Origin of the sequence: Mesorhizobium sp. CA14, assembly GCF_020165195.1 — a bacterium.
In the GTDB taxonomy this organism is placed as follows: domain Bacteria; phylum Pseudomonadota; class Alphaproteobacteria; order Rhizobiales; family Rhizobiaceae; genus Mesorhizobium.
The window spans coordinates 1-23,125 of record NZ_JAIUHR010000001.1; the positions used below are offsets into that span (position 1 = coordinate 1).

27 protein-coding genes are annotated in these 23,125 nt (G+C 63.0%); 9 read left to right on the forward strand and 18 right to left on the reverse strand.

The annotated features are described in order from the left end of the window. The coding region (locus tag LB565_RS00005; RefSeq protein ID WP_224581176.1) for an IS66 family transposase at positions 1 to 390 on the forward strand (390 nt) is incomplete at its 5' end. Positions 391 to 448: 58 nt separating this feature from the next. Continuing rightward, positions 449 to 1,381: a hypothetical protein gene (locus tag LB565_RS00010; protein ID WP_224581177.1), complete on the forward strand. Its 933-nt coding sequence runs from the start codon at positions 449 to 451 to the stop codon at positions 1,379 to 1,381. Between the two features lie 45 nt (positions 1,382 to 1,426). Here LB565_RS00010 and LB565_RS00015 read toward each other — a convergent pair whose 3' ends face one another. Both LB565_RS00015 and LB565_RS00020 read right to left on the reverse strand, forming a co-directional pair. Beyond that, complete coding sequence (locus tag LB565_RS00015) at positions 1,427 to 2,008, reverse strand: GDYXXLXY domain-containing protein (protein ID WP_224581178.1); 582 nt, start codon at positions 2,006 to 2,008, stop codon at positions 1,427 to 1,429. Beyond that, complete coding sequence (locus tag LB565_RS00020) at positions 2,005 to 3,123, reverse strand: DUF2157 domain-containing protein (RefSeq protein ID WP_224581179.1); 1,119 nt, start codon at positions 3,121 to 3,123, stop codon at positions 2,005 to 2,007. Before LB565_RS00020 ends, LB565_RS00015 begins: the two co-directional genes overlap by 4 nt. A gap of 234 nt (positions 3,124 to 3,357) precedes the next feature. Here LB565_RS00020 and LB565_RS00025 point away from each other — a divergent pair, with 234 nt between their 5' ends. The 5 genes from LB565_RS00025 (at position 3,358) to LB565_RS00045 (ending at position 6,154) form a co-directional block, all read left to right on the forward strand. Next, complete coding sequence (locus LB565_RS00025; protein WP_006335194.1) at positions 3,358 to 3,498, forward strand: DUF1127 domain-containing protein; 141 nt, start codon at positions 3,358 to 3,360, stop codon at positions 3,496 to 3,498. Positions 3,499 to 3,548: 50 nt separating this feature from the next. Beyond that, positions 3,549 to 3,689: a DUF1127 domain-containing protein gene (locus tag LB565_RS00030; protein ID WP_224511288.1), complete on the forward strand. Its 141-nt coding sequence runs from the start codon at positions 3,549 to 3,551 to the stop codon at positions 3,687 to 3,689. 376 nt (positions 3,690 to 4,065) lie between these two features. After that, the gene (gene trmFO / locus LB565_RS00035; RefSeq protein ID WP_224581180.1) at positions 4,066 to 5,475 is read left to right on the forward strand and encodes a methylenetetrahydrofolate--tRNA-(uracil(54)-C(5))-methyltransferase (FADH(2)-oxidizing) TrmFO; all 1,410 of its coding nucleotides are present in this window, start codon (positions 4,066 to 4,068) and stop codon (positions 5,473 to 5,475) included. 72 nt (positions 5,476 to 5,547) lie between these two features. After that, positions 5,548 to 5,838, forward strand: coding sequence for a type II toxin-antitoxin system ParD family antitoxin (locus LB565_RS00040; RefSeq protein WP_224581181.1), 291 nt, complete (start codon positions 5,548 to 5,550; stop codon positions 5,836 to 5,838). After that, entirely contained in the window at positions 5,822 to 6,154 is a 333-nt protein-coding gene (locus LB565_RS00045; RefSeq protein ID WP_224581182.1) for a type II toxin-antitoxin system RelE/ParE family toxin, read from the forward strand. The genes LB565_RS00040 and LB565_RS00045 overlap by 17 nt, the downstream gene beginning before the upstream one ends. Before the next feature lie 8 nt (positions 6,155 to 6,162). Here LB565_RS00045 and LB565_RS00050 read toward each other — a convergent pair whose 3' ends face one another. The 6 genes from LB565_RS00050 to yajC all read right to left on the reverse strand — a co-directional run bounded on the left by LB565_RS00050 (position 6,163) and on the right by yajC (position 11,883). Continuing rightward, positions 6,163 to 7,101 (reverse strand): sterol desaturase family protein, encoded by a 939-nt coding sequence (locus LB565_RS00050; protein ID WP_224581534.1) that lies wholly within the window; start codon positions 7,099 to 7,101, stop codon positions 6,163 to 6,165. Then, on the reverse strand, positions 7,101 to 7,526 hold the full coding sequence (locus LB565_RS00055) for a hypothetical protein (RefSeq protein WP_224581183.1): 426 nt from the start codon (positions 7,524 to 7,526) through the stop codon (positions 7,101 to 7,103). The genes LB565_RS00050 and LB565_RS00055 overlap by 1 nt, the downstream gene beginning before the upstream one ends. An 81-nt stretch (positions 7,527 to 7,607) precedes the next feature. Continuing rightward, positions 7,608 to 8,450, reverse strand: coding sequence for a phytoene/squalene synthase family protein (locus LB565_RS00060; RefSeq protein ID WP_224581184.1), 843 nt, complete (start codon positions 8,448 to 8,450; stop codon positions 7,608 to 7,610). 21 nt (positions 8,451 to 8,471) lie between these two features. After that, positions 8,472 to 8,861 carry an Mth938-like domain-containing protein gene (locus tag LB565_RS00065; protein ID WP_224581185.1) on the reverse strand — a complete coding sequence of 130 codons (390 nt, stop codon included), beginning with the start codon at positions 8,859 to 8,861 and terminating at the stop codon, positions 8,472 to 8,474. 78 nt (positions 8,862 to 8,939) lie between these two features. Then, on the reverse strand, positions 8,940 to 11,489 hold the full coding sequence (gene secDF / locus LB565_RS00070) for a protein translocase subunit SecDF (protein WP_224581186.1): 2,550 nt from the start codon (positions 11,487 to 11,489) through the stop codon (positions 8,940 to 8,942). Positions 11,490 to 11,544: 55 nt separating this feature from the next. Beyond that, on the reverse strand, positions 11,545 to 11,883 hold the full coding sequence (yajC, locus tag LB565_RS00075; RefSeq protein ID WP_041004168.1) for a preprotein translocase subunit YajC: 339 nt from the start codon (positions 11,881 to 11,883) through the stop codon (positions 11,545 to 11,547). Between the two features lie 267 nt (positions 11,884 to 12,150). On the opposite strand from yajC, the gene LB565_RS00080 reads away from it, so the two are divergent. Then, on the forward strand, positions 12,151 to 13,023 hold the full coding sequence (locus LB565_RS00080) for an ATP-binding protein (protein WP_224581187.1): 873 nt from the start codon (positions 12,151 to 12,153) through the stop codon (positions 13,021 to 13,023). A 10-nt stretch (positions 13,024 to 13,033) separates the two neighbouring features. Here LB565_RS00080 and LB565_RS00085 read toward each other — a convergent pair whose 3' ends face one another. Further along, positions 13,034 to 13,855, reverse strand: a complete 822-nt coding sequence (locus tag LB565_RS00085; protein ID WP_224581188.1) for an AraC family transcriptional regulator — start codon at positions 13,853 to 13,855, stop codon at positions 13,034 to 13,036. Positions 13,856 to 13,913: 58 nt separating this feature from the next. Between LB565_RS00085 and LB565_RS00090 the strand changes: the two genes are divergently transcribed. Beyond that, positions 13,914 to 14,855 carry an NAD-dependent epimerase/dehydratase family protein gene (locus tag LB565_RS00090; protein WP_224581535.1) on the forward strand — a complete coding sequence of 314 codons (942 nt, stop codon included), beginning with the start codon at positions 13,914 to 13,916 and terminating at the stop codon, positions 14,853 to 14,855. Positions 14,856 to 14,962: 107 nt separating this feature from the next. Here the strand turns inward: LB565_RS00090 and LB565_RS00095 are convergent, their stop codons facing one another. The 9 genes from LB565_RS00095 to LB565_RS00135 form a co-directional block, all read right to left on the reverse strand. Continuing rightward, complete coding sequence (locus LB565_RS00095) at positions 14,963 to 16,486, reverse strand: peptidoglycan DD-metalloendopeptidase family protein (protein ID WP_224581189.1); 1,524 nt, start codon at positions 16,484 to 16,486, stop codon at positions 14,963 to 14,965. Positions 16,487 to 16,624: 138 nt separating this feature from the next. Continuing rightward, positions 16,625 to 17,278 (reverse strand): protein-L-isoaspartate(D-aspartate) O-methyltransferase, encoded by a 654-nt coding sequence (locus tag LB565_RS00100; protein ID WP_224581190.1) that lies wholly within the window; start codon positions 17,276 to 17,278, stop codon positions 16,625 to 16,627. A gap of 13 nt (positions 17,279 to 17,291) precedes the next feature. Beyond that, positions 17,292 to 18,050: a 5'/3'-nucleotidase SurE gene (gene surE / locus LB565_RS00105; RefSeq protein ID WP_224581191.1), complete on the reverse strand. Its 759-nt coding sequence runs from the start codon at positions 18,048 to 18,050 to the stop codon at positions 17,292 to 17,294. A 4-nt stretch (positions 18,051 to 18,054) separates the two neighbouring features. After that, positions 18,055 to 19,359, reverse strand: a complete 1,305-nt coding sequence (gene serS, locus LB565_RS00110) for a serine--tRNA ligase (RefSeq protein WP_224581192.1) — start codon at positions 19,357 to 19,359, stop codon at positions 18,055 to 18,057. A gap of 105 nt (positions 19,360 to 19,464) precedes the next feature. Further along, positions 19,465 to 20,328: a twin-arginine translocase subunit TatC gene (tatC, locus tag LB565_RS00115; protein WP_224581193.1), complete on the reverse strand. Its 864-nt coding sequence runs from the start codon at positions 20,326 to 20,328 to the stop codon at positions 19,465 to 19,467. After that, positions 20,325 to 21,047: a Sec-independent protein translocase protein TatB gene (gene tatB, locus LB565_RS00120; RefSeq protein WP_224581194.1), complete on the reverse strand. Its 723-nt coding sequence runs from the start codon at positions 21,045 to 21,047 to the stop codon at positions 20,325 to 20,327. The genes tatC and tatB overlap by 4 nt, the downstream gene beginning before the upstream one ends. Positions 21,048 to 21,130: 83 nt before the next feature. After that, on the reverse strand, positions 21,131 to 21,349 hold the full coding sequence (locus tag LB565_RS00125) for a twin-arginine translocase TatA/TatE family subunit (RefSeq protein ID WP_027167260.1): 219 nt from the start codon (positions 21,347 to 21,349) through the stop codon (positions 21,131 to 21,133). A 180-nt stretch (positions 21,350 to 21,529) separates the two neighbouring features. Continuing rightward, positions 21,530 to 22,285, reverse strand: a complete 756-nt coding sequence (gene scpB / locus LB565_RS00130) for an SMC-Scp complex subunit ScpB (protein ID WP_224581195.1) — start codon at positions 22,283 to 22,285, stop codon at positions 21,530 to 21,532. Then, the gene (locus LB565_RS00135; RefSeq protein ID WP_224581536.1) at positions 22,282 to 23,082 is read right to left on the reverse strand and encodes a segregation and condensation protein A; all 801 of its coding nucleotides are present in this window, start codon (positions 23,080 to 23,082) and stop codon (positions 22,282 to 22,284) included. The genes scpB and LB565_RS00135 overlap by 4 nt, the downstream gene beginning before the upstream one ends. Positions 23,083 to 23,125: the final 43 nt, after the last annotated feature.

Sequence of the window (23,125 nt, forward strand, 5' to 3'; positions counted from 1 at the left end):
GCCCTCGACCCGTGGCTGCGCGAGAAGCTTGTCTTGGTCAGCCAAAAGAGCAAGCTCGCCGAAGCGATCCGCTACGCCCTCTCGCGCTGGAAAGGCCTGACGCGCTTCCTCGACGACGGCAGGATCGAGATCGACTCCAACGTGGTCGAACGCTCGATCAGGCCAATTGCACTCAATCGCAAGAACGCGCTCTTCGCCGGCTCCGACGGCGGCGGCGAGCAATGGGCGACGATCGCTTCGCTCGTAGAGACCGCCAAGCTCAACGGCGTCGACCCGCACGCATACCTCGCCGACGTCATCAACCGCATCGTCGCCGGTCATCCTCAAAACCAGCTCGACCACCTACTGCCTTGGGCATATGCCCCCGCGCAACTCAAAGCCGTGGCCTGAGAACACCGGTTACGAGGCTTTGGAGTACACTCCGGCTTCTCTTCCGGATCGGCGGCCAATGCTCATTGTCTCCGGTGAGTTTAGCGCCAATGAGTCGTTGAACGGCTTTAGCCGTGCGGTTGCGAGCAGCGGGGCCAAGGTGATTGTGTTCAACTCCCCTGGTGGCAACGTCGGCGGTGCTATTCGGTTGGGGCGTATGATCCGCGCAGCAGGATTGGATACGCTTCAGGTTGGCCAATTGCAGTGCGCTTCAGCCTGCTCACTGGCCTTCCTGGGTGGCATCCACCGTGTTGCCGAACCAAGTTCCATCGGCATTCACCGGGCGTTTCTCAAACCGGCTGACGGGATGTCCACCGAAGAAGCGAAGGCCCGCATCCAGCTCGGAACGGCTGCAATCACATCCTATGTGGTCGAGATGGGAGTGGACCCCAAGCTGATAGAATTGGCTTCGAGCTATGGTAAGCATGACATAAGATATCTATCGGCCAGCGAAATGGCTGAGTTGCATGTGACCAATGCCGCAGCGAACCAATCGCCTGCAGATATTTCACAGGTGTTAACGAGGCCAAATCCTGCGCCCGTGTCCGCTCCTGCACCCGACGCCAGGCAACTGCCGGAAAGCATTGCGGTCGCCTTCGTCAGGGATCTCATCGAGCATCATGGCGACAACGACGATTTCGCTCTTGCCCAAGTTCAGGCATCCTACGCTCCCAAGGTCGATTATTATGGCAAGCTGACGAACTTGAGATCGATCATCGACAACAAGAGGAACTATTACCGGCGATGGCCTGAACGCGGATATAGCGTCCGCAATGACAGCATCGTGGTCACCTGCACCAAGGATCGCTGCGTCGTCTCGGGCGTCTACGACTGGGTTGTGCGCAACCCCTCGAAACACAAGCAGGAAAAAGGCGTAGCAAACTTTAGCTATACGATTTCGATCGGTCCCTATCCCAAAATTATCGCAGAGACAGGGAGTGTCCCGCGATAACCGGGACCACCGTTAGCGCGGACACTGACCTCAAGCCCCTATACGCTAATAAAGCGGCTCCTCGAACAGCGCCTTGTCGCCGTCCATCAGCGCCTTGATCTGTGCCGTGCCGTCGGACGCGAGCGCGAGCTTGATGCCGAACGGCCGCACGCGCATATCGTCCTGGATCGCCATTCCTTCGCCTTCCGGCAGATAGAAGCGGTCGATCCCGTAGTCGGGTGCGATCGTCGCTTCGGGATCACGAAGGTCCCAGCCCTCCGCGACGCGTCCGCCAATGTCGGCTTCGTCCGGGCCGGCAGGCGCCGGCGCCTGGCCGAACCACGCCGCGGCCGGCTGCCAATAGCCGTCGGCGCCCTTCTTCAGCCGGACCACGATCGATGTGTCGTCGCTGGAGAATTTGCCTTGCGGGACATTGGCGATCAGCTTCACCGGGATGCGTGAAATGTTGTTGTTGAGCGAGATATAGTCGCCGCGCAGGAGATCGCGCGGATCGACCGGTTGGACTTTCAGGAGCACTTCCTTGCCGTTGCGCAGGATCGCGGCCCGCCCGGCGATGATCCAGCTGAGGAAGCCGATCTGGACGAGCGCCAGCACCAGCGCCGAGATGATGAGTTTCTTGCCGGTCATGCCGCTGCTCCTGTCTCGGCGGGCGCTCTCATGCGCTTCTCGATGCGGATGATGATCAGCGCCAGTATGCCGAGCAGCACGGCAGCCGCCAGGAAGAAGCCGGCCGTATCCAGCATCGACCGCAAGGTGACGCTATAGATAATGGCGAGTTCGAAGGCGAAGCCGGCATAGGCCAGCCAGCGCAGTCCCCTGCTCTCGCGGCCCGCCAGCATGATCGCCGCGACGATACCGGCAAGCGCTACGATCGAGGCTACGGCGAAACCGCTGTTGTAGGTGCTTTCATCCGCCAGTTCGAACTGGATAATCGCCATGCCGGTGAGGAAGCCGAGCAAGGCGTGCAAGGGCAGCCGGCCGCCCAGTTGAAGGATCCTGTCGATCGGATCGCCGGCAAAGACCGCAGCGGCAAAGAGCAGCGCTGACGCGATGGCCAGCGACACGGCCACCGGCAGCGTGTCGTGATCCGTCGCCAGCAGAACCAGATAGAGAATGACCGACAGAATGATGAGGTGGCGCGCTGCCCGGCTGCGTGTCCAGAACGAAATGGCGAACAGGACGACCGCCATGACGATGAAGAGATGCGGAATTTCCGCGCGCCAATAGAATCCGAACCCCTTGAGGACCAGCCAAGCGTCGGCAATGCCGACCGCAGCCACGGTCAGTGGGTTCGAGCGCAGCGCTACTGCCGCCAACGCCGTGCCGGCGCACCATGTCACCAGCGCCGAGGCCTCGTCGCCCGAAAGATGATACATCTGGCCGATCAGCGCGATCGATCCGCCGAAGGCGGCGGCGGCAACGATCCACAGCGCCTCGCCGATCGCTGCATGGTCGCGGGTCTTCAGCACCGCGCCGCCGACATAGCCGGCGAGGATGACGGCAAACAGGGCCGCCACGCGAACGAGGCGTGGGATGGCCTCCCAATTGGCGGCGACGAAAATCAGGATCGCGGCGCCGAACAGAAGTGCTGCCATCATCGCCAGGATTGAGCCGAAACTCAGTGACGCGCGCTCATTGGCGGCGACGTCGCGCGTCAATGCTTCCGCCGTGGCGCGATCGATCAGCCCTCTCTCCCGCCAGCGGGCGATATCCACCCTTACCCGCGCCGAATAGCTCGCCATGCTTTCCCCCGAAGCCCGGTCATTTCCTTGCCCGGAACAGCCAAACCGTTGACGCAGCGGCATTTTCCGATTCGGCCTTCTTTGTGACGCAGGCGTGAACGGCCGTTAATGTTGCATTGCACAATTTGCATTGCTGCCATGCGCCAACGGCACTTTTAAACCGATATGATCCCACCTATTTTCTGTTCGTACACAAACGGAATGATCCGAACCAAAGACGAAATGAGAACTACCATGAACCTGATCCGCAACTACCGCAACTGGCGCCGCTACCGGGACACCGTCTCCGAGCTGAGCCGCCTGTCGAACCGTGAACTGACCGACCTCGGCATCAGCCGCAGCGATATCCACTACGTCGCCCGCAAGGCGGTCTAATCCGCTTCGGACCGCAAATGGTCCGAACCAGTTTTGAAGAGAGTAAGACAATGAACCTGATCCGCAGCTATCGCAACTGGCGCGTCTATCGCGACACCGTTGCTGAGCTGGGTCGGCTTTCGAACCGCCAGCTCCACGATCTCGGCATCGTTCGCGACGAGATCAAGATGATCGCCCGCAAGGCGATCTAACCAGGATTTCGCCAGGGTCGACCTCCTCCCCGACCCTGACGGATACGGCCAACCCTTACCTCCTCCCAAGGGTTGACCACTGAAACGGCGCCCGCCGGACCTCCTCCCCCGGCGGGCGTTGTTCAGAAGCGAACGAAGTTCGTCTTCAGGGGTTTCGCCCCCTCTAAAAAGCGAAAGAGATTTCGTCAAAGCCGACCTCCTCCCCGGCGATGACGAATACGGTCGATCTTCACCTCCTCCCGAGGATCGACCCCCAAAACGACACCCGCCGGACCTCCTCCCCCGGCGGGTGTTGTTGTTTCTGGCGCAGGCACCGGCCACCTGCGTTCTCGGCCGGCAATTGCAATCGCGTCCCCAAGCGATTATTCCGGCGCTCATGAGCAAAAATCCCATACACGTCATCGGTGGCGGCCTCGCCGGCTCCGAAGCCGCATGGCAGATCGCGCAAGCCGGCGTTCCGGTCGTGCTGCATGAAATGCGCCCGGTGCGCGGCACCGACGCGCACAAGACCGACGGCCTGGCCGAGCTGGTCTGCTCCAACTCCTTCCGCTCCGACGACGCCGAAAACAACGCGGTCGGCCTGTTGCACGCCGAAATGCGGCTTGCCGGCTCGCTGATCATGAGCGCGGGCGACGCCAACCAGGTGCCGGCCGGCGGCGCGCTGGCCGTCGACCGCGACGGCTTTTCCGACGCGGTTACCGCGAAGATCGAGGCGCATCCGCTGATCACCATCCAGCGCGAGGAAGTGCCCGGACTGCCGCCCGAGGACTGGGACCAGGCGATCATCGCCACCGGCCCACTGACGGCGCCTTCCCTGGCGCAGTCGATCGCCGAGGCCACCGGCGCCGATGCGCTGGCATTCTTCGACGCTATCGCGCCCATCGTGCATTTCGACACGATCGACATGAACACGGCCTGGTTCCAGTCGCGCTACGACAAGGTCGGCCCAGGTGGCACCGGCAAGGACTATATCAACTGCCCGATGGACAAGGACCAGTATTTCGCCTTCGTCCAGGCGCTGCTCGAGGGCCAAAAGACCGAGTTCAAAGAGTGGGAAGGCACACCCTATTTCGACGGCTGCCTGCCGATCGAGGTGATGGCCGAGCGCGGCGTCGAGACCCTGCGCTACGGCCCGATGAAGCCAATGGGGCTGACCAATGTCCACAATCCGATGGTCAAAGCCTATGCGGTGGTGCAGCTACGTCAGGACAATGCGCTGGGCACGCTCTACAACATGGTCGGCTTCCAGACCAAGCTGAAGCATGCCGAGCAGGTCCGCATCTTCCGCACCATTCCGGGACTTGAGAACGCCGACTTTGCGCGGCTCGGCGGCCTGCACCGCAACACCTACATCAACTCGCCGACGCTGCTCGATCCTTCGCTGCAGCTCAAATCGCGGCCGGGCCTGCGCTTTGCCGGCCAGATCACCGGCTGCGAAGGCTATGTCGAAAGCGCCGCCATCGGCCTGCTCGCCGGCCGCTTCGCCGCCGCCGAACGGCTCGGCCAGGCGCCGTCGCTGCCGCCCTCGACCACCGCTTTCGGCGCGCTGCTCAATCACATCACCGGCGGCCACATCGTCTCCGACGACGAGCCCGGCAAACGCTCCTTCCAGCCGATGAACGTCAATTTCGGCCTGTTCCCGCCGGTGGAAGCGCCGAAGGCCGAAGGCAAACGCCTGCGCGGCAAGGACAAGACCGTCGCCAAGCGCCACGCCATCACCTCGCGCGCTCTGGCCGATTGCCGGCAATGGCTGGGGCTGCCGGCGCGGGCAGAAGCGGCGGAGTGAGGTTTGATATCGGCTTGGACCTCCATATAAAGTAGGATATCATCCTACTCGCAATCTTATGTGAGATGAGCCATGGAATCCGCCGAGAAACTGTCCGTCACCGTCACGCCAGCCATGGCGCGCCTGATCCGCGAAAAGGTTGAGGACGGCTCCTACGGCTCGGCCAGCGAAGTTATCCGCGCCGCGCTCCGCGCCTTCCAGCGCGAAGAACAAGAGCATGCCGAGCGCATGGCCTCGATCCGCGCGCGCGTGAGGGCTTCGATCGAGGACAAGAGGCCCAACGTTTCAAGAGAAGATGTTCGTGCCCATCTTCAGGGGCTTTTTGCCGAGTATTCGAGCCCCGACGATGATTCAGCGGCTTGAAGTCCAATATCGTCAAAGCGCGAGAGACGATCTTGCTAACATCTTCAGACACATAGCGGAGGCGAGCGGAAATCCTCAAGTCGCCCTGAAGTTCGTTCTGCGCATAGAAGATCGCTGCCAAAGCATCGGCAACGCCCCTCGCGGCGGCCGCTCGCGCGATGACATCGCACCAGGGCTACGAACCGTCCCGTTCGAACATTCCGCGGTTATCACCTATGTTGTCGAAAGCGATGTCATTCTCATACTCAACATCTTCTACGGCGGCCGCGACTACGAGACATTGATGCGCGACGGTGGTTCTGGCGATCCATCCTAAGGCGTTGATTACTCCGCCGGCTCCGCGCCTGCCCTCGGCAGCCCCGGCTTTCCCGCCTCTCCCGGATTCCTCCGCACGTAAGCCTTCTTCAGCGTCTCGGACGTATCGCGCGAGCTGTCATGGCTCCAGCCTGGCGGCTGGACGAGATAGTTGACGCGCTGACCAAACGTCAGGCCCGGCGCCAGCGCATCCTTGAACATGCCGATCCATTCGTGGAACGCCACCTTCAGCGGATTGAAGGTGCCGATGTTCTTGACGATGCCGTAGCGCGGCAGGTCCTCCTCCAGCTCCTCAACAAAGGTGCCGAAAATGATCAGCGTGCCGGCATAATTGGCGTCGAGATAGCGCGGATTGGTGGCATGGTGGACGCGGTGGTGCGAGGGCGTGTTGAAGATGAATTCGAACCAGCCCCACATCTTGCCGATCGTCTCGGTGTGGATCCAGAACTGCCAGACAAGGTTGAAGCCGAAGACGAAGGCGATCACCGCCGGATGGAGGCCGAGCAGCACCAGCGGCGCCTGCAGGATGAAGGTAAAAGTGAACAGGCCGGTCCAGCTCTGCCTCAGCGCCGTCGAGAGGTTGTAGTGCTGGCTGGAATGATGGTTGACGTGCTCGGCCCACACCCAGCGCACCCGGTGCGCGATGCGGTGATAGACATAGTAGCGCAGATCATCGAGCAGGAAGGCGGCGATAAACACCCAGATCGACAGGCCGAGATTGAAGAAGCGGAACTGCCAGAGCCACAGCAGCGCCCAGTAGGACACGATGCCGAGCAGCAGGCCTGCAACGACATTGCCCGTTCCCATCATCAGGCTGGTCAGCGTGTCACGCGTTTCGAACGATCCCTTGGCGCGGCCGGTGCGCACCAGCCAAAGCTCGATCAGGATCGCCGCGACGAAGAAGGGGATCGCAAGCTGGGTGACCTGCGGGAAATTATACTGGTCCATCACGCCGCCTCTCGGATCCGCTCATGGCCTTGCAATGCCGCCGCGACGGCCAGCGCGCCGGCTTCGTCGGCAAAAGCAAACCGCCCGCCTTTCCAGGTGAAATCATTGAGCCGCAGCGAGACAACATTGCCTTCCCTGGCCAGCGCCAGAATGTCGTGCGGCGTGACGACACGCGTCAGAAAACAATCGCCGATGCTCTGGACGATGCCGCAGCGCCGCGGGCCGAGTTCGAGAAAGGCGGCGCGGTTGTCGGCTGTCAGCCGCACCGCGCCCGGCCTTTCGTCGGGAAAATCCTCGGCAAAGCGTGCGAGCGCCTGATCCGCGCCGGCAAGCGTCGCGGTTGTCGTGCCGCCGGTGAAATGCACGGCGGCGACCGACAATGCGATGCCGAACACGACAAGAACGACCAGGACTGGCAGGCTCATGGAAAGGCGGCTCCTCCGGCGGCCCGCATTTCTTTGACGCGAGTCCATGCAACGGAATCCCTAGCATGATTGACGTTTACGTCAAAGGGGCATCCAGCCCCGCATCGCATGACGCAAGAGCAGCCAGTGCCGGCGCAAGGTGGAGAGCGTCGCTGTCCCACCAAGCGGCGACCTGCCCGCCTTCTCCATCTCGTCGAGATAGGCGCGAGTCAGCGCCAGCGGCAGGAAGGCCGGGCGCAATGAAACGGGAAGTGTTGGCGCGCCCTTCTCGAAGGCGTTGAGATGTTCCCGCGCCAGCGCAATCATTGCCGCCACCGCGCGCTCCGCCGCAGCCCCGCCCTCGCTTTTGAGGAACTCTTCCGGCGTCGTGCCGGCTGCCGCCAGTATGTCGGCGGGCACAAAACACTGGCCGCGCCGACGATGCAAGGGCAGCAGAAGCAGCAGGCCGGCGATGGCCTGCGCACAGCCGGCCCTGCCCGCCAGATCGGCGAAACCGGGCGCCGCGATCGGATCGAGCACCATCGCCGCAAGCTGGATCAGCGCCGCGGCCGTTTCGCCGCAATAGCCCTCGAGATCGGTCCGCGACGGCATCGGGTCGTCATAAAGATCGAAGATCCGCGCCTCGAGCATGTTCTCGAAGGCAGCCTTCGGCAGATGACGGGCGGCGATCGTCGCGCGCAGCGCATCAGCGGTCGGGTGGCCTGTCTCGGCATCCCCTTCGGCCGAGATGACGTCGCGCCACCATTGCAGCCTGACCTCGCCCGGCAGCGGCTCGTGAATGCGATCGCGCACGCCGGCAATTTCGGCGTTGAAGGCGTAGAGCGCAAGCAGCGCGTCGCGCTTGTCGGCCGGCGCGTAGAGCGCCGACAGGTACCTGTCATGGTCGGCGGCGCGCACCGCGTCCATGACGATGTCGCCCGTCATGATGCTGGAAACGCCGGCCATTCAATCGACGGCGATCAGGGCCGCTGCCACGGCGCGGTCTTCGGCGAGGAGCACATTGTAGGTCCGCACCGCCGCTCCGGTCGACATCGGGTCGGCCGCAATACCGGCCTCCTTGAGCGCGGCGCGCAAAGGCGCCGGCAGCGGCCGCAAATCCTTGCCCATGCCGACCAGCAGGATCTCGACCTTGCCGGCTTCGGCGAACAGCTTGTCGAAATCCGCGGCCTTCAGCGCCAGCGGATCGGCGGGTTCCCAGCCGTGGATGCCCGACGGCAGGACGAGCAGCGATCCGCGATGCGACATGTCGGCAAAGCGGAAGCCGCCATTGCCATAGGCCTCGATCGGCGCCTTGCCCGGGAAATGCGCCTCGCGGATGATGATGCCTTTGGCCATGGGTCTAGAGCATGATGCCGAAAAGTGTGGAGCGGCTTTCGGACGACATCATGCTCTATCTCTTTGATTTAGACGGCGTCAGGTCGCCACGGGTTTGCCGTTCACCGGCTTCTTCTCCTCTTCGGTCGCGGCCTGCGGCCGCAACCGGAACAGGATCAGCAGCGGCGCGGCGATGAAGATCGAAGAATAGGTGCCGAACACCACGCCGAACAGCATCGCCAGCGTAAAGGAACGGATCACCTCACCGCCAAACAGCACCAGTGCCAACAGCGCCAGAGACGTGGTGACAGAGGTCAGCGTGGTTCTGGACAGCGTCTCGTTGATGGCGTTGTTCAACAGCTGCGGCAGCGGCATCTTCTTGTATCTTCGAAGATCCTCGCGGACGCGGTCATAGACCACGATGGTGTCGTTCAGCGAATAGCCGATGATGGTGAGAATCGCCGCCAGTGACGACTGGTTGAACTCCAGCCCTGTCAGGACGAAGAAGCCGATCGTCATCACCACATCGTGCACCGTGGCCACGATGGCGCCGACGGCGAACTGCCATTCGAAGCGGAACCAGACATAGAGCAGGATGCCCGCCAGCGCGATCAGCATGGCGATCGTGCCCTGCTTGGCCAGCTCGCCGGACACCGTCGGTCCCACCACTTCGACGCGGCGGAAATCATATTGGTCCTGCAACTCGCCCCGCACCTTGTCGATGACGGTCTGCTCGGCATTCTCGCCGGCGTCCTGCGTGCCGACACGGATCAGCACGTCGTTCGGCGCGCCGAACTGCTGCACCTGGATTTCGCCGATATTGAGCTCGGATAGCCTGTTGCGGATGTCGCCGAGATCGGCATCGCCCTTCTTGGACTGCACCTCGATTATTGAGCCGCCTTTGAAGTCGATGCCGTAGTTGATGCCAAGTGTCAGGAACCCGACGACCGATAGGATCGACAGCGTGCTGGAGAGAGCGAAGGTCCAGCGGCGGATGCCCATGAACGGGATCTTCGTGCCTGGTGGAATGAAGGTGACCGGCGCGCGCGGCAATTCCTTCGGCCGGGCGCGGCGCAGCCAGATGGACACCAGCATGCGGGTGAAGGTGAAGGCGGTGAAGACCGTGGTCAGAATACCGATCGCATAGGTGATGGCAAACCCCTTGACCGGCCCTGTACCCAGCCAGAACAGCACCACGGTGGCGATCAGCGAGGTGACGTTGGAGTCGACGATCGTCGCCAGCGCCTTCGAGAAGCCGGTGTCGATCGCCTGGATCACCGAGCGGCCGGCTCGCCGCTCCTCGCGGATGCGCTCGTAGATCAGAACGTTGGAGTCCACCGCCATGCCGATGGTGAGCACGATGCCGGCGATGCCGGGTAGGGTCAGCGTGGCGCCCAGCAGCGACAGCGCGCCGACGATCATCGCCACGTGCACCGCCAAAGCGATGTTGGCGAGGAAACCGAGGAAGCCATAGGCGACGAACATAAAGGCGACGACGAGGATTGAGCCGATCACGCCAGCCACCTTGCCGGCGTGGATGGAGTCCTGACCAAGGCCCGGGCCGACGGTACGCTCTTCGATGATGGTCAATTTAGCCGGCAGGGCGCCTGCGCGCAGCAAGACGGCGAGGTCGTTGGCGCTCTCGGCCGTGAAATTGCCGGAGATCTGACCGCTACCGCCGAGGATCGGCTCTCGGATCACCGGCGCCGAAATCACCTGGTTGTCGAGCACGATGGCGAACGGCTTGCCGACATTCTGTTGGGTCGCCTGGCCGAACCTAGTCGCTCCCCGGGAATTGAAGGTGAACGAAACCACCGGCTCATTGGTCTGTGAATTATAAGTCGGCGTCGCATTCGACAGGTCTTCGCCCGACACGATGACGCGGTTTTCGACCAGATAAGGAACGGGAGGATCGTCCTGCGAATAGAGGACTGAATCGCCAGGCGGCGGACGGTTCTTGATCGCGTCCTGGACCGGCACCGACGTATCGACCATCTGGAACGTCAGCTTGGCGGTCTGGCCGATGATATCCTTGAGCCTTTGCGGATTTTGCAGCCCAGGCACCTGAACCAGAATGCGATCGTCACCCTGTCGCTGCACGATAGGTTCCGTCGTGCCGAGCGCGTTTACGCGCCGCTCCACCACCTCGATCGCCTGCGACAGCGCCGTCGAGGTGCGGTACTTGATGCCCGCATCCGTGACGGTGAACTTCAACAATCCGTGCTCGGAATCGTCCAGCGTCATCGACTGGACGGAACCGCCGGCAAAGAGGCCGGCCGCGACCGGATTGGTTATCGGCTTCAGCGCCGTCTTTGCCGCTTCAACCTGACTCTGATCGTTGATGCGCACCTGGACGGTGCGGCCCGTTCCGCCAAGTCCCGTATATTGGATTTTGGCATCGCGCAGCAGCGTCCTGATCTCGTCGCGTGTCGTCTCCAGTTGATCCTTGATCAGGTCATTCTGATCCATCTGGAGCAGGATGTGCGAGCCGCCCTGAAGGTCGAGGCCGAGCGTCATCTGCCGCTTCGGGACCCAGTTCGGCAATTGCGCCAGCATGCTCGCCGGGAAGAGATTGGGCGCGGCGAGGATCACTGTGATGGCCACGGCGAGCCAGATCAGGATCATCTTCAGGCGCGAGAAATAGAGCATTCGTTTTATCCGTTCAGGCGTACAAGCGGCAGCGTTCCGCCATCGAGGTTAGGATTTACTTCTTGGCGTTCTGGTTCGCCACCGGTTCGCCCTTGACGCGCACGTCCGAGATCGTCGAGCGCAGCGCCGTCACCTTGGTTCCGCCGCCAAGGTCGATCTCCAGCTCATTGTCGTCGATCACCTTGGTCACTTTGCCGACGAAGCCGCCGCCGGTCACCACCGTATCGCCGCGGCGCACCGCCGACAGCATCTCCTGGCGCTTCTTGAGCTGCGCGCGCTGCGGCCGGATGATCAGAAAATACATGATCACGAAAATCAGGACAAACGGCAAAATCGAGATGAACATGTCTGGCGAAGCGCCGACGCCTTGGGCGTATGCCGGTGTAACGAACATCAAGAAACTCCTGGATGGTGAAATTCCGCCGCGGCCGCCCCGCGAAAATTTGGCCGGAATATAGTCGGTAAAGTTGCCAATGCAACTGCGCTGCGCGCCCAATCCGTTGCTTTTCCAGCCATTTGCGGCGTGCTAGAGCGTCGCAGCGGAAGCCGCTTCGAGGCCGCCGAAAAGATGATGCTCCAACAAAAGGTTGGAGCTGGTTCTTGCAGCGATGTCATGGAAGTTGCTCCCACACGCTGAAATACCTCAACAAAAAGGTCCAAAATGACCGACAGCCTGGACGCCTTGAACAAGAAACTGGACCGCCTGATCGAGGCGGTTTCCCGCCTCGCCCCGCCGCCGGTTCCGCAGACCGATCTCGGCGTGGCGGACTGCTTCGTCTGGCAGGCGGAGCCCGGCTATCTGGAGCCGGTGCGCAAGGTCAACCGCGTCGACATCGGCCTGATCCGCGGCGTCGACCGCGTGCGCGACATCCTGCTCGACAACACCGAGCGCTTCGCATCCGGCTATGCCGCGAACAACGTGCTGTTGTGGGGCGCGCGCGGCATGGGCAAATCCTCGCTGGTCAAGGCCGTGCATGCCACCGTCAACGCCTCCGACAAGCTCGACCGGCCGCTGAAGCTGATCGAGATCCACCGCGAGGACATCGACACGCTGCCCAAGCTGATGGGTCTCCTGAAGGCGGCTCCCTATCGCTTCATCCTGTTTTGCGACGACCTCTCCTTCGACCATGACGACACCTCCTACAAGTCGCTGAAGGCGGCGCTGGAAGGCGGCGTCGAGGGCCGGCCCGCCAACGTCATTTTCTACGCCACGTCCAACCGGCGGCATCTTTTGCCGCGCGACATGATCGACAATGAGCGCTCGACCGCGATTAACCCGTCGGAAGCGGTGGAAGAAAAAGTCTCGCTATCCGACCGTTTCGGTCTCTGGCTCGGCTTCCACAAATGCTCGCAGGACGAATATCTCGACATGATCGACGGCTATGTCCGCTATCACGGCCTGACGATCGATCCCGAGCAACTGCCCGCCGAAGCGCTGGAATGGGCAACGACGCGCGGCAGCCGTTCGGGCCGCGTCGCCTGGCAGTTCACGCAGGATCTCGCTGGCCGGCTCGGTAAGCCGCTGAAGGATTGAGGCGTTAACGTCACCTGGGCGACTGCGCCCGTCGCAAGTCGCGCGGCGTCTGACCGATCTCGCGGCGCATCCAATGCGCCAGGTGCGACTGGTGCGCGAAACCCGTCAACGCTGCAACCTCGCTCGTGCTCAGTTCGCCTCGCCGCAGCAGAACGCACGCCCTTTCCACGCGGCGTCGCAGCACGTAGCGGTGCAAGGTGACGCCCATCGCCGCCTTGAACCATGTGCGCAAATGCGAGCTGCTCGCGCCGGCAACCCGGCTTAGGCGGTCGATCGAAAGCGGCTCGTGGAGAGCGGTCTCGATGTGTTCCAGGACACGCTTTAGCTGGGCGTCCGACAACCGGTTCACTCGAACCATGTCTAGGCCATCGAGGCCGAGCAGCCTCACCGCAAGCGCGGCGCCGATGCTCTCGGTAAACAAAGGGCCGCTCGGCGCGTTCGCCGCGAGATCGCTCTGCAGTGCTCGAGCGAGATGCTCGATCTGCTGGTCACGAAGCAGATGGCGGGTGTCGAGCCGCGACGCTCGCGCCCTGCCGCCAAGTTCCGCGGCCACCCTTTCCATCAAGGCCGGCTGCAAGACGATCTCCATCGTCTCGAACGGGGTTTCGGCCTCACAACCACCCTCCTCGCCGGCCGGCACCAGATCGATATCGCCGGCGCGCCTGACGAAATATCGTCCAACCTGATTGCAGTAGGAGCGCGTCGCCGCGCTTGCATGCACCATGATGCGATGGCGCAGCGCCCGGGGCAGCCGATGGACGCCTGCCTCAACATGCCGGGAAACCATCACTACGTCGGACGTCGATCGGGCCGGAGCGAATTGCAAACGCATGCTCTCTCGATTCATGGCAAAACCTGTTCAAGATTTGGCAATTCCCGCGCGATCTTCAATGCCGCGAACCTGTACTCACGCCTCTCCATCAAGCTGGAAGAGAGGTTGCCATGAGTTTGTATGTCGTTGTCGGCGCGGGCCCGGTTGGACGCGAGACCGCCGGCTTCTTGGCGAAGAAGGCCATGATGTCATCCTGACAAGCCGAAGCGTCGGCTCGAACGCGTTGCGGAACGTGCGGTCGATACAAGCCGACGCCACGAACGCCTCGGCGCTGTCGCGTCTCTGCCGAGGCGCCGATGCCGTCTTCATGTGTGCCATGGCCACATATCATCGCTGGCCAACCGACTTTTTCCCCATAATCGACGGCACCGTGCGCGCCGCGGAAGCAGTGGGCGCCAAGCTCATCGTGCTTGGAAACCTCTATGGTTACGGCAAGAATGGCGACAACCCGCTGCGCTCCGACATGCCGCTGGACCCGAATTCGAAGAAGGGAACCGCCAGGACGATCATGTGGAAGCGGGCCTTCCGCGCCAGCGTTCCCGCGCTCGAAATACGGTCCAGCGACTATCTCGGGCACGGCGCGATCAGCTACTTCTCGCTGATCGCCCTGCCCTCCATCATCGAGGACAAGCCCGTTGCCTTCATTGGCGACCTCGACGCCACCCATGCCTGGAGCTTCACCAAGGACGTCGCCAAGACACTCGTCGCGGCCTCCCGCTACACCGGCGAATGGGGAAGGGCGTTTCATGTCCCCTCGCAATACGCTTCGCCTAACGAGCTTATCCGCAAAACTGCAGCGATGCTCGGCCGGGATATTGCCGAGACGCACTCCTACTCCATCCCCGAGATGGACGCGCTGGGCATGCATGAACTGATCGAGATGAGGTATCTCTTCGAGACCCCCTTGCTGGTTGATTCATCCGACGCGGAGACGCTTCTGAGCGTGAAGGCCAGCAGCCTTGAAGAGATGATCGCCGACACGCTCCAGGATCATCTTTAAGCCTTGTGTCAGGCATCTTCGGCAACTGAAAAAGCCCGCTCCTTGCGGAGCGGGCTGAAGACGGCGGGGCCGGACTGGAGGTCAGGCGGCCCGCAATTGTTCTTGTTCTATTCGAGATAGCCCGATGGATCGACCGGGGCCGAGTTCTTGCGGACTTCGAAGTGCAGCTTGGGAGAGTCGGTGGTGCCGCTCATGCCGGAGAGCGCGATCTCCTGGCCGCGCTTGACCTTCTGGCCGCGCTGCACCTCGATCGAGCTCGCGTGGCCATAGACGGTGACCAGGCCGTTCTCGTGCCGCACCAGCACGGTGTTGCCGAATTCCTTGAGGCCGTCGCCGGCATAGATGACGACGCCGTTCTCGGCCGCCTTGATCGGCGTTCCTTCCGGCACCGCGATGTCGACGCCGTCCTTGCCGGAACCGAAGCCGGAGATCACGCGGCCGCGAACCGGCCAGCGCATCTTGCCGATGCCGGTCCCGTCGGGCGCCACCGCATCGTCGTCCTCGGCCTGCTGGATGACCTTGGCGTCCTTCTTCGGTGGCGTGTAGGAGGCGAGCGTCTGCGACGGCGTGGTCTTCGCCGGCGGCGGGGTCGTCGCGGTTGTCACAGGATCGACGGCAGGTTTGGCAGCGGCAGACTTGGCGGACGCCACGACCGTGCCGCCGGCCGGGACCTTGAGCGTCTGGCCGATCTTGAGCAGGCCGTCCTGCATGCCGTTGGCCTGCTTCAGCGCCACGACGCTGACGCCGGTCTTCCTGGCGATCGACGACAGCGAGTCGCCCTGCTGCACGGTGTAAGAGCCGCCAGCGCCTGCCGGCTTGGCCTCGGCCGTCTGCTGCGCCGGCTTTGGATTCTTGGAACCCGCCGCTGCTGCCGACGCATCGACCTGAGCGGCGGATTTGCCGTCCTTGACCTTGGGCTGCTGCGGCAGAACAGCGACCTTCTCCGGAGCGGGCTGCTTCGGCGTGTTCGCCGGCTTGCCTTCGGCGACCTTCGGCTCTGCCTTGCTCGAATAGGCGTAGGCGGGGATGACGATCTTCTGGCCCGTCCGGATGCCCTTTTTCGGGTCGATCCCGTTGACCTTGGCGATGGCATCGGCCGGCACGTGGTAGTGCGCCGCCAGGCCCGAAAGCGTCTCGCCGTCGCGCACCACGATTTCGGTCGCGTGCGGCGCAGCGCTCGCATTGCGAACGGCGTCGGGCTCGGCGGTCTTGAACGGCTTGGCCTGAGCGACCGTGCCGGTGGCCGTCTTGTCGAGATGCGGTGCAGGAGCAAGCGCCGGAGCGGGTGCAAGGGCAGGAGCGGAAGCTGTACGCATCGGCTTGGCAGGAGCCGGCGCCGACGGAGGCGGCAGCTGCTGCGCCGTGACCGGCTCGAGGCTCGATCGGCTCACCGACTGAGTGTGGGTGCCGTCGACCGGCGCCGGCGCGACCGTATCGCCCGGGTAGGGCTGGTCGACATTCTGCTTGTTGATGATGGCGCGCTGATTGTTGGTGGATGATGTGAAGACATCATCGACACCGTTGAAGCGCATCGACTGGGAACTGCACCCGGCCGCCGCGCCAGCAATGATCAGGACAGCGCAACCGCGCGCCAGATTGCGTCTGTTTGCCTTCAAGTGATTGAATTGCATCGCACTAACCCGCACAGACCCGGTACAAACTGGTCACGATTAAAGCGCGTTAATGTTACTGGCCGGTTAACCCATTAGAATCCGGCGAAAATTTTCTTAAAACATTGGCGGAAATTTTGCCAAGGGCCGCAAGGCCCGCTAGATCACCGCGGCAACGCTACGCAGGATCGGCTGCAGCCTGACCATGCCGATATCCTCGCGCTCGAAGCGGCTGCCTACCTTGGTGAGCTTGGCCAGCACCTGCTCGCCCTCGTCCGGGCCGATCGGCGCGATGACGACGCCGCCGCTCGACAACTGGTCGAGCAGGAAGCGTGGCAGGCTATCGAAGGCCGCCCAGGCGACGATACGGTCGAACGGGCCTTCATTGGGCAGGCCGTTGGACCCGTCGGCCTGGCGGGCGATGACGTTGCTGATGGCGAGCGCCTCGAAACGCTGCTTTGCCTGCTCGACCAGCGTCTTGTAGCGGTCGATGGTGATGACGCGCGCCGCAAGCCTGGACATGACCGCTGCCGTGTAGCCCGAGCCGGTGCCGATCTCGAGCACGCGGTTGCCAGGCTCGATGTGAAGCGCTGCGATCACCGCCGCCTGCAGATCGGCGCCCTCGATCGCCTCGCCGCATTCGATCGGCAGCATGCCGTCCGACCAGGCGAGCGCGTGGAACTGGGCCGACAGGAAACCACGCCGCGGCGTCGCCTCGAAGGCTGCGACCAGCGCCTTCGGCGCCGTGCCCCTGCCCCGCAGCCTGAGCAGGAAAGCGGCAAACCCTTCGCGGTCGTCGATCGCCATGTTCATGCCAAAACCTATTCTATGACAACGCCTTGGTCAGTTGGTCGCGGAGTTCATGGGCGGTGAGGTCGAGCTGCAGCGGCGTCACCGACACCAGCCGGTTGCGCATCGCATAAAGGTCGGTGCCCTTCTTGCCTTCGACCGGCTCGCGGCCGAAGCGCAGCCAGTAATAAGGCAGACCGCGCCCGTCGCGCCGCTCGTCGACCCAGAGACTATGCACCAGCTTGCCTTGCGAGGTGACGACGGTGCCCTCCACCTCGTCGGGCGCACAGTTCGGGAAATTGACGTTGAGCAGCACACCGTCCGGCAACGGCGTTTCCACCAGCCGCTTGAGCAGCGCCGGCGCCAGCGCCTCGGTCGTCTCGTAAGGGACGACGCGGTCCTCGCCGACATAGGAATAGGCTTGGCTGACCGCGATCGAACGCACGCCGAGCAGCGCGCCTTCCATCGCGCCGGCCACGGTGCCGGAATAAGTCACGTCATCGGCGATGTTGGCGCCGGAATTGACGCCGGACAGGATCAGGTCCGGCGGTCCGGGCAGGATTTTTTTCGTGCCCATGATAACGCAGTCGGTCGGCGTGCCGCGCACGGCATAATGCTTCTCGCCGATCTTGCGCAGCCTGAGCGGCTCCGAGATCGACAAAGAATGTGCATAGCCGGACTGGTCCTGTTCGGGCGCCACCACCCAGACATCGTCCGACAGCGTGCGCGCGATCCGTTCGAGCGACGACAGCCCCTCGGCGTGGATGCCGTCGTCATTGGTCAGGAGAATGCGCATCAAGTCACTTCGCTTCGATCTTCGCGAGACCACCCATGTAAGGCCGCAGCACTTCAGGAATGGTTACGCTGCCATCCTCATTCTGGTAGTTTTCGATGACGGCTATAAGAGCGCGGCCGACCGCGGTGCCCGAGCCGTTCAACGTATGGACGAAGCGGTTGCCCTTGCCGTCCTTGTCCTTGTAGCGGGCATCCATGCGCCTGGCCTGGAAGTCGCCGCAGACCGAGCAGGACGAGATTTCGCGATAGGCGTTCTGCCCCGGCAGCCAGACCTCGATGTCGTAGGTCTTGCGCGCACCGAAACCCATGTCGCCGGTGCAGAGCGTGACGGTACGGAACGGCAAGCCGAGCCGCTTCAGCACTTCTTCGGCGCATTGCGTCATCCGCTCATGCTCGGCGATCGAGCTTTCCTGGTCAGTGATCGAGACCAGCTCGACCTTGTAGAACTGGTGCTGGCGCAGCATGCCGCGCGTGTCGCGGCCGGCCGAGCCCGCTTCCGAGCGGAAGCACGGCGTCAGCGCGGTGTAGCGCAGCGGCAGTTTTTCATGCGCGGTGATCTCTTCGCGCACAAGGTTGGTCAACGGGACCTCCGCCGTCGGGATCAGGCCGAGACGGCCGTCCCCGTGCGGCGTGAAGAACAGGTCTTCCTCGAATTTCGGCAGCTGGTTGGTGCCGAACAGCACTTCGTCGCGCACCATCAGCGGCGGGATGACCTCTTCATAGCCGTGCTCGGTGGTGTGCAGGTCGAGCATGAACTGGCCGAGCGCACGCTCCATGCGCGCCAGCTGGCTCTTCAGCACGGTGAAGCGCGAGCCGGACAGCTTCGCCGCCCGCTCGAAATCCATCATGCCGAGCGCTTCGCCGATCTCGAAATGCTCCTTCACCCAGTTCGGCCGCGTCGGCACCTCGCCGACGATGCGCTTGACGACATTGTCATGCTCGTCCTTGCCGACCGGCACGTCGTCCAGCGGCACGTTGGGCAGCACCGCAAGCGCGTCGTTCAACGCCTTGTCGAGCTCGCGCTCGCGCGCCTCGCCGTCCTGGATGAACGCCTTGATGTCGCTGACTTCGCCCTTGAGCTTCTCCGCAAGCGCCGCATCACCCGACCGCATGGCATTGCCGATCTCCTTCGAGGCGGCGTTGCGGCGCTCCTGCTTGACCTGCAGCTCGCTGAGATGCGAGCGCCGCGCCTCGTCCTTCGCGATCAGATCGTCGACCGTGGACTGCGCCTCGCCCGCTGGCCACGAGCGCTTCACCAGCGCCTCGACAAGTGCCTTCGGGTTGTCGCGAATCCATTTGATGTCAAGCATGGTCGATCCTCAAAGTAAGGACCGAGGGGGTAAACCGCATCCGCCATCGATGCAAGACGGCGGCTAAGCCGAGCGGTTCGATTCTCCCAGCTTGAACGGCCTTGCCTATGTGGACGGGGCGTCCGGCGTGTCGCTCGCGACCGAGCCCCCCGCCTCCGCTTGTTCGCGCGCCAGGCGGTCGCGCGCCTGGGCGCGCTCGATCATGCGCGAGGACCAGATGGCGACCTCATAGAGGATGATCGTCGGGATGGCGAGGCCGCACTGGCTCATCGGATCGGGCGGCGTCAGCACCGCGGCAACGACGAAGGAAAGGACGATCGCCCATTTGCGCTTCTCGGCCAGCGCTTGCGACGACAGGAGCCCGACGCGCGTCAAAAGGCTGGTCACCACCGGCAGCTGGAACACCAGGCCGAAGGAGAAGATCAGCGTCATGATCAGGCTGAGATATTCCGACACCTTCGGCAGCAGCGAGATCTGCACCTGGTCGTTGGTGCCGGTCTGCTGCATAGCCAGGAAGAACCACATCACCATCGGGGTGAAGAAGAAATAGACCAGCGAAGCGCCCATCAGGAACAGGAGGGGCGAAGCGATCAGGAACGGCAGGAAGGCGCTGCGCTCGTTCTTGTAGAGGCCCGGCGCGATGAACTTGTATATCTGCGTGGCGATCAGCGGAAAGGCGATCACCATGCCGCCGAACATGGCAAGCTTCACCTGGGTGAAGAAGAACTCCTGCGGCGCGGTATAGATCAGCTCGACCTTGTGCGGGTCGAGGCCTGCCCATTGCGTCGCCCATTTGAACGGGATGACCAGAAGGTTGAACAGGCGCTTGGCGAAGAAGAAGCAGACGAGAAAGGCAACGAAAAAGCCGCCCAGCGACCAGATCAAGCGGCGGCGCAGCTCGATCAGATGCTCGATCAGCGGCGCGGACGATTTCTCGATTTCTTCCTTTTCCTTGTCCGAAACGCTCACTTGGTGCCGCCCGTCATCTTCTTGCCGTCGGTTGCCTTCTTCGCGGCCGGCTTCTTCGCCGCGGCAGGCCTCGCCTCAGCCTTGGGCGCGGCCTTCCCGGCGGGGGCCTCGGCTTTAGCCGCAGCCGGCGCGGCCTTGGCCGACGCCTTTGCGGCGGATGCCTTCGATGCCGTCTTGGCCGCCGTGCCGGCGGCCCTTGCCTTGGCGGTCGCCACCTTTTTCGCCGGCTTGGCCGGAACGGCGGTCTCCGCAACCGGTACGGTGACGGACGCGTCAGTCATGGTTGGAAAGATCGGGGCGGCCGAGGCGGCCTCGGCTCCGTTGACGACGGGCATATCCGTCGCGCCGTTCTTGAGCGGTTCGGCGGCCTGCGGCGTCTCTGCTGCCGGCGCCGCCGGATCGGCGGCCGGCTTGGGCTTCATCATCGTATCGACGCCGGCCCGCACATCGGCCGCGGCCTGCTCGAACGGATTGAGCTGCTTGCGCACCTCGTTCATCGGGTTGAGGCCGCGTAAGTTATCGATCGAACTCTTCACGTCGTCGAGTTCGGCTTCCTTCAGCGCTTCGTTGAACTGCTTCTGGAAGTCGCCGGCCATGGCGCGCAATTTCGCCGCGGTGCGGCCGAAGGTGCGAAGCATGTTGGGCAAATCCTTAGGCCCGACGACCACGATCATGACGACCGCGATCACCAGCAGCTCGCTCCAACCGACTTCGAACATGACAATCTATTCCGACGCGTGCATGCCGCCCGCACATGCGAAGCGGTTTTGGGACAACGGCATGCTCAAAGCAACAACCGAGATCAGCTCTTGCTGACCTTTTCCTTGGCCGGCGAAACAGTCTCGTCGGCGCGGTGCTCGACGGTACGCTTGTCGTCGGCGTCGTCGTCAGCCATGCCCTTCTTGAAGCTCTTGATGCCCTTGGCCATGTCGCCCATCAGTTCGGGGATCTTGCCGCGGCCGAACACCAGAAGCACGATGACCAGCACGATCATCCAGTGCCAAATCGAAAATGAACCCATAACAATCTCTCTCGAATGGTTTCCCTCGGCGATGATCTATGCGTTTTCGCTCGGGGATTCAAACACAACCGCAATGAAGTTGATAAAATGGCTAGCGGATGTCACGCACTTTCGGCGTGAGCGCCTTGCTACGAATCCGCGCAGGCCTTGCTAATAAACCATTCGTGCCGGTTTTCGCGGTCACTCTTCCGTGACGCGCGGCGTCAGCAACCCGAGTTCCTCGAGGTCGATATCGGTCAGCGCATCCTCGTCTTCTGCGAGCGCGTCGGGATCGGCAGGCGGCACTGGCATCGAGAAATTCGCCGGCATGCGCGTCGAGAGCAGGCCAGCGCCCTTCAGCTCTTCCATGCCGGGCAGATCGCGGATTTCCTCCAATGCGAAATGATCGAGGAAAGCGTCGGTCGTGCCGTAGGTCACCGGCCGTCCGGGCGTGCGGCGGCGGCCGCGCATCCTGACCCATTCCGTTTCGAGCAGCGTGTCGAGCGTGCCTTTCGACGTTTCGACGCCTCTGATGTCTTCGATTTCGGCGCGCGTGACCGGCTGGTGATAGGCGATGATCGCCAGCACTTCGAGCGCCGCGCGCGAGAGCTTCCTCTGCTGGACGGAGTCCCGGCTCATCAGGAAAGCCAGGTCGCCGGCGGTGCGGAAGGCCCAGGCGTCGCCGACCCGCACCAGGTTGACGCCGCGCTTGGCATAGATTTCCTGCAGGTCCGCCATTGCGGCCGCGATGTTGACGCCTTCCGGCAGGCGCGCGGCAAGCTGCTTTTCGCTGACCGGCTCGGCACTGGCGAAAACGATCGCCTCGGCCATGCGCACGGCTTCCGACAATTGCAGACGTTCGGCGGGGTTCCCGAGTGAACCCTGCTCGGCCATCTCGTCTTCCGGCTTCTCCTCGACCTTGAACGGGATGACCGAAGCATTGGCGCGTTCGCTCATGATACCACCTCGACTGCTCTGATCCCTTGCGCGCGGCCGCGCAGATAGATCGGCGCGAACACCTGGTCCTGCCGCACTTCCAACTTGCCTTCGCGCACCATCTCCAGCGTCGCGGCGAACGAGCTCGCCATCGCCGTGCGCTTCTCTTCCGGCGCCGCCAGATATTCGATCAGGAAGCGGTCGAGCGCCGTCCAGTCGCCGACCGAGCCGATCAGCCGCGCCAGCACCTCGCGCGCATCCTTGAGCGACCACACGGCGCGCCTGGCGATCGTCACATTGTTGATCGCCTGCCGCTGGCGCTGCTGCGCATAGGCGGTGAGCAGATCGTAGAGCGAAGCCGAAAAGCTGTTGCGCTTCTCGATGATGACCATTTCCGGCATGCCGCGCGCAAAGACGTCGCGCCCGAGCCGGTTGCGGTTCACCAGCCGCGCCGCGGCATCGCGCATGGCCTCCAGCCGCTTCAGCCGGAATTGCAGCACCGCCGCCAGTTCCTCGCCGCTTTCGCCCTCCTCGCCCGGCTGTTTCGGGATCAAGAGCTTCGACTTCAGGAAGGCGAGCCATGCCGCCATCACCAGATAATCGGCGGCAAGCTCAAGCCTCAGCGCCCGCGCCTTTTCGACGAAGGCCAGATATTGCTCCGCAAGCGCCAGGATCGAAATGCGCGCCAGATCGACCTTCTGGTTGCGTGCAAGATGCAAGAGAAGATCGAGCGGACCTTCGAAACCGGCCACGTCGACGACCAGCGACGGGTCGCCGGTCAGACGTGAATCGTCGTTCTCGGCCCACAGACGGTCCATCGGTGCGGCCTTCGCAGCCTTGCCTTCCAATGTCTCCGCCACT